The 15,158-nt window shown below is 54.7% G+C and carries 13 protein-coding genes; 4 read left to right on the forward strand and 9 right to left on the reverse strand.

What is annotated here, in order from left to right:
* Positions 1–17 precede the first annotated feature (17 nt).
* The 5 genes from AYK82_RS05120 to AYK82_RS05140 form a co-directional block, all read right to left on the reverse strand.
* Complete coding sequence (locus AYK82_RS05120) at positions 18–1,406, reverse strand: pyruvate dehydrogenase complex E1 component subunit beta (RefSeq protein ID WP_068312155.1); 1,389 nt, start codon at positions 1,404–1,406, stop codon at positions 18–20.
* Positions 1,407–1,424: 18 nt separating this feature from the next.
* The gene (gene pdhA / locus AYK82_RS05125; RefSeq protein ID WP_068312158.1) at positions 1,425–2,474 is read right to left on the reverse strand and encodes a pyruvate dehydrogenase (acetyl-transferring) E1 component subunit alpha; all 1,050 of its coding nucleotides are present in this window, start codon (positions 2,472–2,474) and stop codon (positions 1,425–1,427) included.
* A 650-nt stretch (positions 2,475–3,124) separates the two neighbouring features.
* The gene (locus tag AYK82_RS05130) at positions 3,125–4,177 is read right to left on the reverse strand and encodes a TRM11 family SAM-dependent methyltransferase (protein WP_068312160.1); all 1,053 of its coding nucleotides are present in this window, start codon (positions 4,175–4,177) and stop codon (positions 3,125–3,127) included.
* A 153-nt stretch (positions 4,178–4,330) separates the two neighbouring features.
* Positions 4,331–4,834: a lactoylglutathione lyase family protein gene (locus AYK82_RS05135; RefSeq protein ID WP_068312163.1), complete on the reverse strand. Its 504-nt coding sequence runs from the start codon at positions 4,832–4,834 to the stop codon at positions 4,331–4,333.
* A gap of 82 nt (positions 4,835–4,916) precedes the next feature.
* The gene (locus AYK82_RS05140) at positions 4,917–5,267 is read right to left on the reverse strand and encodes an FtsB family cell division protein (RefSeq protein ID WP_172795188.1); all 351 of its coding nucleotides are present in this window, start codon (positions 5,265–5,267) and stop codon (positions 4,917–4,919) included.
* 247 nt (positions 5,268–5,514) lie between these two features.
* Here AYK82_RS05140 and AYK82_RS05145 point away from each other — a divergent pair, with 247 nt between their 5' ends.
* The gene (locus tag AYK82_RS05145; RefSeq protein WP_068312166.1) at positions 5,515–6,573 is read left to right on the forward strand and encodes a permease; all 1,059 of its coding nucleotides are present in this window, start codon (positions 5,515–5,517) and stop codon (positions 6,571–6,573) included.
* Between the two features lie 52 nt (positions 6,574–6,625).
* Here the strand turns inward: AYK82_RS05145 and mfd are convergent, their stop codons facing one another.
* Together mfd and AYK82_RS05155 are read right to left on the reverse strand one after the other, a co-directional pair.
* Positions 6,626–10,126 (reverse strand): transcription-repair coupling factor, encoded by a 3,501-nt coding sequence (mfd, locus tag AYK82_RS05150; RefSeq protein ID WP_208976401.1) that lies wholly within the window; start codon positions 10,124–10,126, stop codon positions 6,626–6,628.
* A gap of 48 nt (positions 10,127–10,174) precedes the next feature.
* On the reverse strand, positions 10,175–10,459 hold the full coding sequence (locus AYK82_RS05155; protein ID WP_068312514.1) for an FAD assembly factor SdhE: 285 nt from the start codon (positions 10,457–10,459) through the stop codon (positions 10,175–10,177).
* A gap of 204 nt (positions 10,460–10,663) precedes the next feature.
* On the opposite strand from AYK82_RS05155, the gene recG reads away from it, so the two are divergent.
* Positions 10,664–12,784, forward strand: a complete 2,121-nt coding sequence (gene recG, locus AYK82_RS05160; RefSeq protein WP_068312169.1) for an ATP-dependent DNA helicase RecG — start codon at positions 10,664–10,666, stop codon at positions 12,782–12,784.
* A 165-nt stretch (positions 12,785–12,949) separates the two neighbouring features.
* Here the strand turns inward: recG and AYK82_RS05165 are convergent, their stop codons facing one another.
* On the reverse strand, positions 12,950–13,621 hold the full coding sequence (locus AYK82_RS05165; RefSeq protein WP_082733776.1) for a DUF502 domain-containing protein: 672 nt from the start codon (positions 13,619–13,621) through the stop codon (positions 12,950–12,952).
* A 231-nt stretch (positions 13,622–13,852) separates the two neighbouring features.
* Here AYK82_RS05165 and AYK82_RS05170 point away from each other — a divergent pair, with 231 nt between their 5' ends.
* Entirely contained in the window at positions 13,853–14,236 is a 384-nt protein-coding gene (locus tag AYK82_RS05170) for a YbaN family protein (protein WP_068312175.1), read from the forward strand.
* A gap of 77 nt (positions 14,237–14,313) precedes the next feature.
* The gene (locus AYK82_RS05175) at positions 14,314–14,628 is read left to right on the forward strand and encodes a hypothetical protein (RefSeq protein WP_068312178.1); all 315 of its coding nucleotides are present in this window, start codon (positions 14,314–14,316) and stop codon (positions 14,626–14,628) included.
* Positions 14,629–14,723: 95 nt separating this feature from the next.
* On the opposite strand, the gene AYK82_RS05180 is transcribed toward AYK82_RS05175, so the two are convergent.
* The gene (locus tag AYK82_RS05180) at positions 14,724–15,065 is read right to left on the reverse strand and encodes a gamma-glutamylcyclotransferase family protein (protein WP_068312181.1); all 342 of its coding nucleotides are present in this window, start codon (positions 15,063–15,065) and stop codon (positions 14,724–14,726) included.
* Positions 15,066–15,158: the final 93 nt, after the last annotated feature.

Raw genomic sequence — 15,158 nt, forward strand, 5'->3', positions numbered from 1 at the left:
GATTTCTCTTCCTTGCCTTAAGCGGTGTAGGTCACGGCTTTCACCGCGTCGATGACTTCGCCAACATTTGGCAGCGCCAGCTTTTCAAGGTTGGCAGCGTATGGCATTGGCACGTCTTTACCGGTAATCCGCAGAATAGGCGCATCAAGGTAATCGAAGGCATCGCGCTGCACCTGGAAGGCGATTTCAGAAGACACCGAACAGATCGGGAAAGCTTCTTCAACGGTTACCAAACGTCCGGTTTTGCGAACCGATTTAAGGATCGTTTCCATATCAAGCGGGCGAATGGTGCGCAGATCAATCAGCTCAACAGAAATGCCCTGGGCTGCCAACTCATCGGCTGCCTTGGTGGCGTAGGTCATACCGATGCTCCAAGAAACCATGGTTACATCGGTGCCCTCACGCACAACTTTCGCCTTGCCAATCGGCACGATGTAGTCGTCCATAACCGGCACGTCGAAGCTTTGGCCGTAGAGAATCTCGTTCTCAAGGAAGATAACCGGGTTATCATCGCGGATCGCGGCTTTCAGCAGGCCTTTTGCATCGGCTGCGGAGTAAGGCTGAACAACCTTCAGGCCCGGAATGGAGGCGTACCATGCAGCATAGTCTTGCGAGTGCTGCGCACCCACACGCGCTGCTGCACCGTTTGCCCCACGGAACACCATCGGCGCACCCATCTGGCCGCCAGACATGTAAAGGGTTTTGGCTGCGGAGTTGATGATATGGTCAATTGCCTGCATGGCAAAGTTGAAGGTCATATATTCAACAATCGGGCGCAGACCTGCCATCGCCGCCCCAACGCCAAGGCCGGTAAAGCCGTGCTCGGTGATCGGGGTGTCAATCACACGCTTGTCGCCGAATTCGTCTAAAAGGCCCTGCGAGATCTTGTAGGCGCCTTGGTACTGGGCCACTTCCTCACCCATGAGGAACACGGTCTCGTCGCGGCGCATTTCTTCGGCCATAGCATCACGCAGTGCTTCACGCACGGTGGTCTGGCGCATCTCGGTGCCCGCCGGAATTTCCGGATCAGCCAACTTGACAACTTCAACCGGCGCTTTAGGGGCAGCAGGTGCCGTTGGTGCGGCTTCTGCGGTCACTGGCGCTTCAGCAGCTGGTGCTGCGACTGGGGCACTGCCAGCGCTATCTGCGGCAGAGGCGTCTTCGCCTTCTTCCAGCAGAACTGCAATCGGGGTGTTGACCTTTACTTCCTCGGTGCCTTCGGCAATGAGGATTTTGCCAAGAATGCCCTCGTCAACCGCTTCCACTTCCATGGTCGCTTTATCGGTTTCGATTTCTGCAATCACGTCGCCGGCAGAGACGGCATCGCCTTCTTGCTTGACCCACTTGGAAAGGTTGCCCTCTTCCATGGTTGGCGAAAGAGCCGGCATCAAAATCTGGATAGCCATGAGTTACCTGTCCCCGCCTTATAGAATGATATCTGTGTAGAGCTCGGAAGCATCCGGCTCTGGATCGGTTTGGGCAAACTCGGCGGAAGCTGCCACAACAGCGCGAACCTCTTTATCGATGGCTTTGAGGTCTTCCTCAGAGGCCCAGCTCTGCTCCAGCAGGCGGGCGCGAACCTGTTCGATCGGATCATGCTCGGAGCGCATTTTCTGCACTTCATCTTTAGAGCGGTACTTGGCCGGGTCGGACATGGAGTGGCCACGGTAGCGGTAGGTAATCATCTCTAGGATGTAAGGACCGTTGCCTTCACGGCACCACTTCATGGCGTAGTCGGTCGCAGCCTTAACCGCGCGCACGTCCATGCCATCAACCTGAACGCCCGGGATGCCGAAGGAGGCACCGCGCTGAGACAAATCGGTGGTGGAAGAGGCGCGCTCGATAGAGGTGCCCATGCCATACTTGTTGTTTTCAATCACGTAGATCACAGGCAAATCCCAGAGCTTTGCCATGTTGAAGCTCTCGTAAACCTGACCTTGGTTTGCGGCGCCATCGCCAAAGAAGGCCATGGAGACTTTGCCGTTTTCTTTATAACGGTTGGCGAAGGCAAGCCCGGTTCCCAGCGCCACCTGTGCGCCAACGATACCATGACCACCGTAAAACTCTTTTTCTTTAGAGAACATGTGCATGGAACCGCCCTTACCTTTGGACAGCCCGCCCTGACGGCCAGTGAGTTCGGCCATCACGCCGTTAGGATCCATGCCACATGCCAGCATATGGCCGTGGTCGCGATAGGAGGTGATCATCTGATCGCCCTGCTCTTTCGCCATTTCCATACCAACAACAACGGCTTCCTGACCGATGTAGAGGTGGCAGAAGCCGCCGATCAGGCCCATGCCGTAGAGCTGCCCAGCTTTTTCTTCAAAGCGGCGGATCATTAGCATTTCGCGGTAGGCTTTGAGTTCTTCCTCTTTGGTGAACTCGACGGTCTTCGGTACGTTCTTCAACGCGCCTGCTGCCTTGGACGGTCCCTTGGAGCGACCACCAGAAGACTTAGATTGTGTTCCAGCCATATGCTCTCGTCTCTTTTGACGTTATACTCAAGGCCTGACACTACTCTGTGCGACAATAGATGCCAAGCCGCGCAAAACTACGAAGTTAATCAGATAACTAATTGTATTTATTAATATATTGAATTTAACCTATTTTCAGTTAATTTGTATAATTTAACACATATCAAGTTAATTTAAGATGATATTTTGCTTTTCGACCTCCGCATAGAAAACGATTTTGGCAGATTCTACCGCACCACTGCATTAGGTCGATCTAATTTAATCAGCCCACAAGCTTGGAGGTTTACTACTGGGCTTGTAGGCGAGAGGGCTCTACCGGATCAAGCGGCGGCGATGGTCAGGGTCAATAAAACGTCAATATTCTTGCCAGTTCTGCTGATAATACAAGTGGCAGAGGCGGTGTCTGTTGCCTTCTGTCGCTTGCTTTTTTGGCGAGCCGACGCTTGTCTTGCTGCATTTAGTTGCATTGGCAGTGCTTTACAACACTACGTTTGATTCGTGCGCAAAGAGCGCATTAAAGTGCTGCGCACTTGTTGGCTCATCACGTTTAAACCGGCGCCACGTGTGCCCTATTCCGGTTTAATAAAATTGGGAGGTCCGGCGGCGACAGTTAAGTGCAACCATGCCTGCCGGACTTGAATTTATCTTGCCTAGAGGGGCAAACGGGCGACGACTAGGTCACGGTTGATCGATTGGTCAACGCGGTGGGCGTAGCCGGCAAAGGGTGCCTCTGTCAGTACTTGCAGCCCTGCCTGTGTGCACAGTTCAGCTGCCCTATCCGTTTTCAATGTAAAGGCATTAAAAGAGATCACCAGCGAGGCACCGGGCTTCATTGCGCGTACCCAGCCTGGCAAGGCTTCGGCAAGCAGCTCATCGGGTCGGCGCGTGATCGTGCCTTTAGCCGGTGTTGCTTTTGCTGCGGTCTTGCTGCCATGCTGAACGCCATAGGGCAGATCCGAGACGATCATATCACAGCTTTGTTTGCGCAGCAGCCGATCACAATTGCGGGTATCACTGGCAAAGACCTGCAGCTTCTGGCGCGCATCGGCGACAAAGTCATCACGGGTTGCTGCGGTTTCGATAAGGAAACCATCCGCCAACTTACGCCCTCTCTCATCTGAGCGTTTCTCTTTCTTAATGCGATGCTTAAAACGTCCGGTTTTTAAGTAGCGGATTAAATAGGCCTGCATATCGGTGAGCCATTTGTCGTTGATCTCAACGCCAACGACATTGTCTCCGCGGATCAGACCTTCAAGCAAGGTTGTGCCCTTGCCGCACATGGGGTCGAGCAGTGTTTTTTGTGCGCCTTCACTCAGACATGCGCTTTTGGCAAGGTTGACCATGAGCCGGGTAAACTGCTCGTTGGTTTTACCTGAATAGCGAAGAATCTGGTTCATGCCTTCAGGGAAGGTGCCGATCTGAGGCAAGGCAACCGGGCGCAGCAAGTCTTGCTCGATCACTTGAAACAGGCCAAGGCAGGACGAAGAGCACGCGATGGCCGCAAGCGTCTGGGCCATTGCCTCGCCTTCCAATGAAAACCGTAGCGTAGTTGGAATGCCCGCTTGTGCAACGATTTCCATGCCCTGCGGGGCTTGGCCCGCAGCTTGCAATAGGGCAGTCAGCTCCAGCTGGGAAATGGCAAGGGCGGTTTCAAAGTAAATTCGATTGTGTCCGGGATGGACAAGAAGCGCATAGCGGGGCACGGGCTAATCCTAGTGATGTGTTTGCCGCGCTGTTTAACGCAAAGCACGGCCCCTGCCTATCAAAAAGGTGGTCCAGAAAAAAGTGACCAACAAAACAACATCAGGTGCGCGCCTTGTCCGGCTATGTCAAGGCGCTGTTCGGCACGTCTTGCGTCATGAATAGGCGCCGCTTGAATAGTGAAGCTCGTAGCTATGGCTATATAGCTCTAGAATGTTTCCGAATGGATCCTCCATGTAGATCATGCGGTAGGGTTTTTCCCCCGGATAGTAATAGCGCGGCTCTGGCATGCGTTTTTTGCCGCCGGCTTCGACGATCCGTTCCACCAAATCTTCCAGATTGGGGTCTTGAATACAAAAGTGAAAGATGCCGCTCTTCCAATATTCAAAATTGTCTTCGCGGTCTTGTTGATTGGCAAACTGGAACAGTTCCACGCCGATCCGATCGCCGGTGGAGAGATGTGCAATATGAAAATGCCCCCAGCCTGTGCCGAAAACATCCTTGCACATTTGACCGATGGCACTGTCATCCTCGACGACCTTTGTCGCTGGCATTATGACGTACCAACCTAGAACCTTGTGGTAGAACTCTACCGCGGCGGCGACATCGCGCACGGAAATGCCAATATGGGAAAAGCTGCGAGGATAGGGCGTGATCATGCAAAAGCTCCAAAGCACAGGTTGCGGTGGAACCAAGATAGCGGCAGTGTGCTACAGGGCGATTAATGTGTGCCTATAGTTTTTAAGGTGTCGTTTTGGCGGCTTGTTCACGATGGATGATGATGGCCACTTCATTGGGGTGCGCCAGATTAAGCGATGCGCGTGCACGCTCGTCCACCAAGTCAGGGTCGAGGCTATCTGGTGAGAGCAGCTGCACGCGACGCTGCAACGTGACCCGTTCCGCATGCAAGCGATCTCTTTCCAACTCCAGGCGCATGATTTCTTTTTCAATCTGCGCCTTGCCTACCAGACCGAATTGCCCGTTGAGGGCCTGAAAGCCAAAATAGACAATCGAAGCCAACGTCAATGTCGGTCCGATAAAGGTTTTGATAAAAGAGGTTTGCCGCCGTTGGCGGGTGCGGGCGCTACTCAAAACAAACAATCACCTTTGCACTGCGTAGAGCCATTTTGCATCTACTTCAGTTTCCTTGGAAGCGCACTATCGCCGATTTTGCTTAATAGTGTGTTTCCGCATCTTGATTAGTTCGAGTTACCCGTGCCGCACTGCTGCTTTTCCCCGCTGAACACTCGACATAAAGAGAAGAAGCAATATGTCGAATCTTGTTGACATATTACTATATAATCGTACTTTAGCGATCAATAACAAAAAGGAGGCACCAATGCCCGCACCCTTGATCGCCTTTTTCGAGATGTTCGCATTTCTGTTTGTCGAGCTGACGCTGCTCTTTCTTGCGATCAGCTTTGTCGTCGCGCTGTTGCAGCACTATATCCCGCCTGAGAAAATAGAGCGGCTGCTCTCCTCCAAATACAAGCACGGCTATGTGATCGCTGCGTTATTGGGGGCCATCACTCCGTTTTGCTCTTGCTCGACCATTCCCTTTCTTAAGGGATTGATGCGCGCCAAGGCCGGATTTGGTACCATCTTGGTATTTTTGTTCGCCTCGCCGTTGTTGAACCCGATTATCATCGGCCTATTTGCCGTGACCTTTGGCTGGAAGATCGCGCTCTACTATTTCTGCGTGGCTATGGTTGTATCAGTTCTTGCCGGTTTCACCCTCGAAAAGCTGGGGTTTGAACGTTATGTCCGCAGCGAGAGCGCCACAGCAAAAACAAACTGCGGCGGGGCGAGTTGCTCCGGTTCGGCTCATGAGCCGCAATCCAGTTGTTGCGGCGCGCCAGCACCAGTAGCCGAAAAGGAGGCCCCCGCCTCTTCATCGTGCTGCGAGACTGCCAAGCCTGTTCAAAGCAAGGCAACAACCTGCTGTGGTTCGGCAACATCCACCAAGGCCGCCAACGGATCAGAGCGGCTGCACGTTGTGCGCGAGGCATGGCAGCAGAGTTGGAAGGATTTCAAGCAGGTATTGCCTTATCTGGCGCTTGGCATATCCATTGGCTCGCTGATCTATGGTTTCCTGCCTGCCGATTTTATCGCCCGGTACGCCGGAGCGGACAATCCTGCAGCCATTCCCATTGCTGCGGTGATTGGTGTGCCGCTGTACATCCGCGCCGAAGCTGTCATTCCTATTAGCAGTGCCTTGATGGCCAAAGGTATGGGACTTGGCGCTGTTATGGCTCTGATTATCGGTAGTGCCGGGGCGAGCCTCACAGAAGTGATCCTGCTGCGTTCGATCTTTAAATCGCGGTTAATCCTCGCTTTCCTACTAGTGATTTTCACCATGGCGGTTGGCGCGGGTTACCTGCTCGACTTCTTTATGTAACGTGCGATAGCGGGTCGGCTTTGCGCCAGCCCGCTATTTGTTTTGGAACGGGTTAAGCCGCCTCTGCCATCTTCGCAAGTTTTAGCAATATGGCGGCAGTGCCTTTCAAGCGTTCTTCCGCCGTTGGCCAATCGCGGGTAAGCACAATCTTTTGATCCGGGCGCACCTTGGCGAGGATGGTTTGCTCGGCGATGTAGGCCATCAGCCCTGCCGGATTGGAAAAGGTGTTGTCGCGGAATGCGACTACCGCGCCCTTCGGGCCAGCGTCGATCTTCTCCACATTGGCTTTGCGGCAAAGTGACTTAATGTAGACGATCTTGAGAAGGTGCGTCACTTCCTGCGGCAGCGGCCCGAAGCGATCGATCAGCTCCGCGCCAAAGGCATCAATCTCGGCGGCGGCATCCAGATCAGCCAAGCGGCGGTAGAGCTCCAAGCGTAGCTGTAGATCTGGCACATAGCCTTCAGGGATCAGTACCGGCGTTCCCACAGTAATCTGCGGCGACCACTGCTCCTCAATCTCCTCATCCCCGCCTGCTTTCAGCTGCGCCACAGCTTCCTCCAGCATTTGCTGGTAAAGCTCATAGCCAACTTCCTTGATGTGGCCGGACTGCTCCTCCCCAAGCAGATTGCCCGCGCCGCGAATATCCAGATCATGGCTGGCAAGCTGGAAGCCGGCCCCCAAATTTTCAAGAGATTGCAACACCTTCAAGCGGCGCTGTGCCGTGGGTGTCAGGGTTTTATTCGCCGGGGTGGTAAACAGCGCATAGGCGCGGGTTTTTGAGCGGCCAACCCGGCCACGGATCTGGTAGAGCTGGGCAAGGCCGAACATCTCGGCACGGTGCACCACCAACGTGTTGGCATTGGGGATATCAAGCCCGGATTCCACAATGGTGGTGGCCAACAGCACATCATATTTGCCCTCGTAAAAGGCGTTCATGATGTCGTCCAGCTCGCCTGCGGGCATTTGCCCATGCGCGGCAACCACCTTGACCTCAGGCACCTGCTCTTCCAAAAAGCGTTTGACTTCGGCCAGATCGGCAAGGCGGGGGCAAACGTAAAAGCTCTGGCCGCCACGATAATGCTCGCGCAGCAGAGTTTCGCGCACCACCATGGCATCAAAGGGCGAAATAAATGTACGAACGGCAAGCCGGTCCACTGGCGCTGTGGTGATCAGCGAAAGCTCCCGCACGCCGGTGAGCGCCAATTGCAAGGTTCGCGGGATTGGTGTTGCCGACAGTGTGAGCACATGCACATCGCTTTTCAGCTCTTTAAGGCGCTCTTTGTGCTTCACGCCGAAATGCTGCTCCTCATCGATAATCAGCAGTCCAAGATCGCGAAAGCCGATGGTTTTGCCAAGCAGCGCGTGGGTGCCCACAACAATATCAACCGAACCATCTTTCAAGCCCTGCTTGGTTTGCGAAAGCTCCTTGCCACTGACAAGGCGGGAGGCTTGACGGATGTTTACAGGCAGGCCCTGAAACCGCTCGGCAAAGGTGCGGTAATGCTGGCGGGCAAGCAGCGTTGTGGGGACAACCACCGCCACCTGACGGCCACTCATAGCGGCGAGGAAGGCAGCCCGCAAGGCAACCTCGGTTTTACCAAAACCCACATCACCGCAAACAAGCCGGTCCATCGGCTGGCCCGACGCCAGATCTGCAAACACTGCATCAATGGCGGTGAGCTGATCCTCTGTTTCATCATAGGCAAAGCGGGCGGAGAATTCGTCGTAAACCCCATCGGGCACTGTGACCGCCGGAGCGGTGCGCAGGGCGCGTGCCGCAGCGGTTTTTATCAACCCGTCGGCGATCTCCAAGATGCGTTTCTTCATCTTGGCTTTGCGCGCCTGCCATGCCCCGCCGCCCAATTTGTCGAGCTGGGCCTCTTGGTCTGCAGAGCCGTAGCGGGTGAGCAGCTCGATATTCTCTACCGGCAAGTACAGCTTGTCGGATCCGGCATATTGTAGCTCAAGGCAGTCATGGGGCGCCCCCATGGCCTCGATTGATTTCAGGCCGATAAAACGGCCAATGCCGTGCTCCACATGGACGACCAGATCGCCGGGCGACAGGCTGGAGGCTTCGGTGAGAACGTTTTTGCCTTTGGAGGATTTGCGGCGCTGACGCACCAAGCGATCACCGAGAATATCCTGCTCGCCAATGAAGGCGGTGCCTTCTACCTCGAAGCCATGCTCCAGCCCCAATAGCACAAGCGTGGTGAGGTGCGCTGGCACCTGCGCAAGTTCAAGCGCATTGCCTGCAAAGCCGGTCTGTTCCAAGCCGTGATCGGCCAGCACCTGCGCCAAGCGATCGCGTGAACCTTCCGACCAGCAGCAAATAACCGCTCGCTTTTCTTGCTTGCGTAGATCTGCCACATGCGCGGCCAAGGCATCAAAAATATTGATGGTGCCTGCGGACCGTTCGGCGGCAAAGTTGCGGCCAACCCGTCCACCCAAATCCGCCTCCTGCTGGCCCGAGCCCGGCGGTACTGCGAAGGGTGAGATGCGGGCGCAGGCGCGGTCTGCAAGCCGGTCGCGCCACTCGTTTGGCGTGAGATACTGCGCCGATGGTTTCACCGGTTTGTAAGGCACGCCAGAACTGATGGCCTTGCTGGTGAGCGCTTCCTCGCGTGATTTGAAGTGATCTTGCACTTGCGAAATACGTTCGCTGGCGGCGTCGTCTACCTGCGGATCAAGCAGTAAGGGCGCCTCGCCAATAAACTCGAACAACGTCTCCAGATCATCATGGAACAGCGGCAGCCAATGCTCCATGCCCGCATAGCGGCGCCCCTCAGAGATGGATTGATACAGCACATCATCGCGATCCGTCGCGCCAAAGGTGGTGACGTAGTTGCGGCGAAAGCGGGAGATGCTGTCCTCATCCAGCGTTACCTCGCTCATAGGCAGCAAGGTGAGCCCTTTTTTCTGTGCAAGGGTGCGCTGGTTATCGCGGTCAAAGGTACGTACGGACTCAAGGGTATCGCCGAAGAAATCAAGACGAACAGGTTCATTGGCGCCGGGGGCAAACAGGTCAACAATACCACCGCGGACAGCGTACTCGCCGGTTTCGCGCACCGTCGGTGTGCGGGCAAAGCCGTTTATCTCCAGCCAATTGATGATCCTCTTGAGATCGCGACGATTGCCGGGCACAAGGTTTATGGAATTGGCTTTAACCCACGCGCGCGACGGCAACTTTTGTGTTGCCGCGTTCACCGTGGTCAACAACACCCATTTGCGCTCGTTGTTCAGGCCTTTGGCAAGGCGGCGCAAAGTGGCGAGACGGCGGGCGACAATCGCCGGATTTGGCGATACACGATCGTAAGGTAGGCAATCCCATCCTGGCAGCTGAATGACCTTCACTTGCGGCGCGAAGAAGCTGAGCCCCTCGGCAATCGCTGCCATGCGCGCCGCATCACGGACGACATAACAACAGGCTAGCCCTCCGTCCTTCACATCATCCACAAGCTTGGCAATGGCAAGTGCCTCGGCTCCATCTGGTACGGAGGCGATTGTCAGATTGGCGTGTTGGCGCAGCAGAGGATCAAACACGGGGGAACGCATCCTTGATTTTTGCTCGTTTTGTTGTGGTCGAAGGATTGAACGCTTGCCTTAAACGTCCAGCGTGGAGCGGTAAAACGCCAGAATTTCCTTAAACAACGGGGAATTGTGCTCTTCCGGCACCGGCTTTGAACCGATGAACCATGCATATAGATCCTGATCCTGCAGGCTCATGAAAGCCTCGAACCGGTCCAGCTCCGTCGCTGTCATCTTATCAAGATGTGCGCGGGCGTAGCGCCCCATAAGCAGGTCCATTTCTTTCATTCCGCGGTGCTCACACCGGTAAATCATGCGTTTACGACGGGTTTGCAGCTCTTCGTTCACGTTTTGGCCCATGCGCCTTGCTCCTGAAAACCATGCGCTCACAGCACTGGGCGTGCCCTTGCCTTGCGCACCTATACAAATGTTCTGGCCCATATACCTGTTCATGCGGCTTGTGTCAGTGTTTTATCTGCTGAGACTTGCACAATTTGCGCGAGTGTGCCAAATCTCTTGGGGAATGTTCTTGTTTCAGTCCAACCGATTGCCACAATCACTGCCATGCGCCCTACCCGCCTTGATAGTCTTTTTATGCCGGTGTCGGCTCTGCCGGGAATCGGCCCGAAAATCGCCAAGTTGCTTTCCGGTCTCCTGACCGGAACGCAGGAGCGCGAGGCGCGGGTGGTGGACTTGTTGATGCATGCGCCTTCTTCGGTGATCGACCGGCGGTTGCGACCCGGCATCGCCCGTGCACCTGATGGCGCCATTGTCACGTTGGAATTGGTGATTGATGAACACCGGCCGCCGCCGCGCAACTCCCGTGCGCCCTATAAGATCCTTGCCCATGACGAGAGCGGTATTATCGAGCTGGTGTTTTTCCGCGCCCGCGGTGACTTTCTTGCGCGCACCCTCCCCCTTGGGGAGATGCGGCTAGTTTCTGGCAAGGTGGAGTGGTTCAACGAGCGGGCACAAATGGTGCATCCCGATTATGTGGTCTCGCCCGAAGATGCGCAAGGCCTGCCGGCTGTCGAGCCGGTGTATCCACTAACAGCCGGACTGTCGCCCAAAACCTTGCGCAAAGCGATGAAGGCAGCGCTCAAGCTGCTGCCCACCTTACCCGAATGGCAGGACGGCGCGTTTGTTCAGCAGCAGAGGTTTGCCAGCTTTACAGAGGCGCTACACGCGCTGCACTACCCGGAAACGGCAGAAGACGGGGCGCTAGAGGGAAAGGCCCGACAACGGCTCGCCTATGATGAATTTCTGGCCAACCAATTGGCGCTGGCATTGGTCCGCGCCTCTATCCGCGACCATGGCGGTATCTCCCGGCCCGGCACAGGTGATCTGCGACAGAAGATTCTCGCTGCCCTGCCCTTTGAGCTGACAGAAGCGCAAAATACCGCGCTTGACGAAATCGGCGCCGACCTTGCCAGCGACAAGAAGATGCTTCGCCTGTTGCAAGGGGATGTGGGCGCGGGCAAAACCATTGTGGCGCTGATGGCCATGGCACAAGTTGCCGAATCTGGCGGGCAAAGCGCACTTATGGCGCCCACAGACATTCTCGCGCGGCAGCACTACGCCTCCATGCTGCCGCTTTGCGAAGCAGCTGGCCTGCGTATTGCCGTACTCTCTGGCAAAGACACCGCCAAGACAAAACGGGAGATAGGCGCTGCACTGGCAAGCGGCGAGATTGATGTGATTGTTGGCACCCATGCCCTGTTTCAAAGCACAGTGGAATTCGCCCTCCTTGGGCTAGTGGTGGTGGATGAGCAGCATCGATTTGGGGTGCATCAACGGCTCGCCCTTTCGCAAAAGGGCCAAGGGGTAGATGTGCTGGTGATGACAGCAACGCCGATCCCGCGCACGCTGGTACTCTCTTACTTTGGCGATATGGATGTCTCGCGATTGCTGGGTAAACCCGCCGGCCGACAACCGATTAAAACCGTCAGTGTCTCGCTTGACAGGATTGGCGAGATTGTCGGGCGGATTAAAGCTGCGGTGGCGCAGGGGCAAAAAGTCTATTGGGTGTGCCCGCTGGTCGAGGAATCTGAAAAGATCGACTTGGCAGCAGCTGAGGAACGCTTTGGCGATTTGGTTCACTCGCTGGGGCCGGTAGTGTCGCTGGTACATGGGCGCCAAAGCGCTGATGAGAAACAATCCGCGATGACCGACTTTAAAGAAGGTCGCACCAGAGTGCTGGTGGCCACCACGGTTATCGAGGTGGGCGTTGATGTGCCCGATGCAACGATTATCGTTATCGAGCATGCAGAGCGCTTTGGCCTTGCCCAGTTACACCAGTTGCGTGGGCGGGTTGGCCGCGGCGACGGCGCCTCCTCTTGTGTGTTGTTGTATAAAGGGCCATTGTCTGAAAGCGGGGCCGCACGGCTAAATATTCTGCGCCAAACCAATGATGGTTTCCTCATTGCAGAAGAAGATTTGCGGCTGCGCGGCGAAGGCGAGCTGCTCGGCACGCGGCAGTCTGGTACGCCCGGGTTCCGGCTGGCATCGCTTGAGGCGCATGGAGATTTGATGGCCGCAGCGCGCGATGATGCCCGCCTTGTGCTGGCAAATGCTGAAGCGCAAAGCGGCGGCGCGCAGCTTAGCGGCCCGCGCGGTGAAGCGCTGCGCCTGTTGCTTTATCTATTTGGCCGCGACGCAGCTATTCAGCTTTTGCGCGCAGGCTAACATGAACACGCCTTGCAATCGATCCTTGGTCTCCCAGGTCAACAAATGACTGCGGGCTGAAACATATACAATGCGAGCGGGCACTTGCCCCCCCCCATCACAAAGACCCCAGAAAGCTCCTAGTTTAAACTGGGGAGTTCACAAAGGGTGGTGTTTCTCTAGGGGTTACTCGGCATCAACGCTCTGGCTTTCGAGCGCCTTTGCTTTCCTTTCAACGCCCAATTTCTTTGGGTATTCAGGGTTTACGAGCCCTGCTGAAATAACAAGCTTTGCGGCATCTTCAACGCCCATCTCAAGTTCTATTATCTGAGATTTCGGCACAAACAGGAGGAAACCAGAGGTCGGGTTTGGTGTTGTAGGCAAAAACACAGAGGCCATTTCTTCGCCCGTGTGCAGTTTGGCCGCTACCTCGCCCTTGGTGTTGGTTGCAAGGAACACTATCGCCCAGAGTCCTCTGCGCGGGTATTCGATCAGACCCGCCTTGGTGAAGGTTTGCCCTTTTTCGTTTAGTACCGTCTCAAATATCTGCTTCAAGGCGGAATAAACATTGCGCACCAGCGGCATTCTGGCGACGAACGCTTCGCCAATGCCCAACAGACTGCGCCCGGCAATGTTGGCTGTCAAAAATCCGATTAGCGTTACTGCCAGTAGCGCAACAATGAGACCAACACCTGGAACTTCCATATGGACGTAGGTGTCGGGATTGTACATTTCCGGTAGAAATGGCTTGACCCATCCATCGACAAGCTGAATTAAAGTCCAGCTCAGATATACAGTGATGCCGATGGGCCCGGTAATGACAAGACCGGTAAAAAAGTAGTTGCGCAGCCGTGTCATCGGCCCACGTTTTTGCGGTGCGACCAATGGTATAGGCGCCTCTTCACGTTTTTCAGGATCAGACATTACATATTCCAGTAAAAAGCGGGTTCCAGTATAAAGGGGAGTGACCCACAAGTCGCAATAGCAGGATTCGATGTCTATTAGTTAGTGGATCACCAAAAAATCGCAAGCGCTTGAGGGCGTATTTTTCGTTGATTTGTCGTAGGCCGACAACAGGCAGTAAGAACAATGCGCCGACATTTTTATAGCATTTTGGGTTTTCTATTGGTGGGTATCGGACTTGTTGGTGCCGTGCTGCCCCTTCTGCCCACCACAATTTTTTTCATCGCGGCGGCGGGCTGTTTTGCAAAATCAAACGAGAAATTCGAGCGCTGGATTTTGCAGCATAAAACCTTTGGGAAACATGTTCGGCTCTGGCGACAGCACCGGGCAATTTCGCGCCGATCAAAGCAGGTTGCCTGCAGTGGCATGGCGATGGGTTATGTGCTGTTCTGGTTTTCTGCGTCACCGGGCCCGTTACTGGCGATTGTTGTGGCCTGTGTGCTGCTCTTATGTGCCTACTATGTCAGCAGCCGTCCGAATGAACACAGCGCCAATCTATCCGAACTATAGAATTGAAGTTCCATATACAAGAAACGATGGATGTGCATTGTAGCATATGTCCAAATGATTTCTTAATGGAGACTTGTATGAATATTGTAAAAAGCCTTTACGCCTTCCTTTTTGTCATCGCGGCGCTTCCTGCATCCGCACTTGAAGTGGGTACTTCAAGCTTTAAGTTCCTCTCTGATCTTGCCATTGCCGGCTATGAACCATTTGCGGTGAACGCAACTGCAAAAGCGAGTTTTGGCATGAAGCGCGGCGAAAACATGTATCTATGCTTTATTGCGGACACAGATAGGAACGCTAACATACGAAAAAATGTTTTGTACCTTGCTCTTGGCGACAACAATGCTTCGCGCGAGCAGCCAAATATACCGGTTGTTTGCGTGTTGGCACAATAGATGAGTGAGTACGCCGCAGTGCGCGGCTTCGCGCGCTGTGGTGTTCTGCTCTGGCGTTGGGTTTTACTTTGACGCACTTTTTATTTCGGAGCGCTTCAAGTAAGCGGTTTCGCGACAAGCGCATAAACATATGCTGGCACGATAGAACCATTTTCTAATGCCACATTCACAAGCTTGCGCTCGTAGTCTTCACCTTCATAGGCATCGATTTCGGCCCAGAATGGCGATAGGTTGCTGGAGGTAAGCAGCATTCCTTGCACAACCTCCCCACTCTCGCCGGGAATAACACCCGGATAGCCCTCGCCATTTGACCAGCCACGATCATAATAGGTGCCACGCATCTGAGCCTTTTGCCAAGTGCCGCCGACTTGTTCCAAAAGACGGCCCATGGATGCGCCGGGAGCAAGCGATCCGTAGACAAACAAGTTCTCAGACATATGGCCGCGTTACCCCTTTTAATATTTTTCAGGCGATGACTTTAGGACAGCCTAGCTCTCATGGAAAACCTATCTGAGGTCAAGCCCTGCGAA

The sequence above is a fragment of the Polycladidibacter hongkongensis genome, assembly GCF_001561995.1.
Taxonomy (GTDB): Bacteria; Pseudomonadota; Alphaproteobacteria; order Rhizobiales; family Stappiaceae; genus Pseudovibrio; species Pseudovibrio hongkongensis.

Excerpts from the sequence above, each read along its gene's own strand:
- AYK82_RS05120 (WP_068312155.1), bottom strand. The coding sequence starts at position 1,406 with ATGGCTATCCAGATTTTGATGCCGGCTCTTTCGCCAACCATGGAAGAG.
- pdhA (WP_068312158.1), bottom strand. The coding sequence starts at position 2,474 with ATGGCTGGAACACAATCTAAGTCTTCTGGTGGTCGCTCCAAGGGACCG.
- AYK82_RS05135 (WP_068312163.1), bottom strand. The coding sequence starts at position 4,834 with ATGATCACGCCCTATCCTCGCAGCTTTTCCCATATTGGCATTTCCGTG.
- AYK82_RS05145 (WP_068312166.1), top strand. The coding sequence starts at position 5,515 with ATGCCCGCACCCTTGATCGCCTTTTTCGAGATGTTCGCATTTCTGTTT.
- mfd (WP_208976401.1), bottom strand. The coding sequence starts at position 10,126 with ATGCGTTCCCCCGTGTTTGATCCTCTGCTGCGCCAACACGCCAATCTG.
- AYK82_RS05155 (WP_068312514.1), bottom strand. The coding sequence starts at position 10,459 with ATGGGCCAAAACGTGAACGAAGAGCTGCAAACCCGTCGTAAACGCATG.
- recG (WP_068312169.1), top strand. The coding sequence starts at position 10,664 with ATGCGCCCTACCCGCCTTGATAGTCTTTTTATGCCGGTGTCGGCTCTG.
- AYK82_RS05165 (WP_082733776.1), bottom strand. The coding sequence starts at position 13,621 with ATGACACGGCTGCGCAACTACTTTTTTACCGGTCTTGTCATTACCGGG.
- AYK82_RS05170 (WP_068312175.1), top strand. The coding sequence starts at position 13,853 with ATGCGCCGACATTTTTATAGCATTTTGGGTTTTCTATTGGTGGGTATC.
- AYK82_RS05175 (WP_068312178.1), top strand. The coding sequence starts at position 14,314 with ATGAATATTGTAAAAAGCCTTTACGCCTTCCTTTTTGTCATCGCGGCG.
- AYK82_RS05180 (WP_068312181.1), bottom strand. The coding sequence starts at position 15,065 with ATGTCTGAGAACTTGTTTGTCTACGGATCGCTTGCTCCCGGCGCATCC.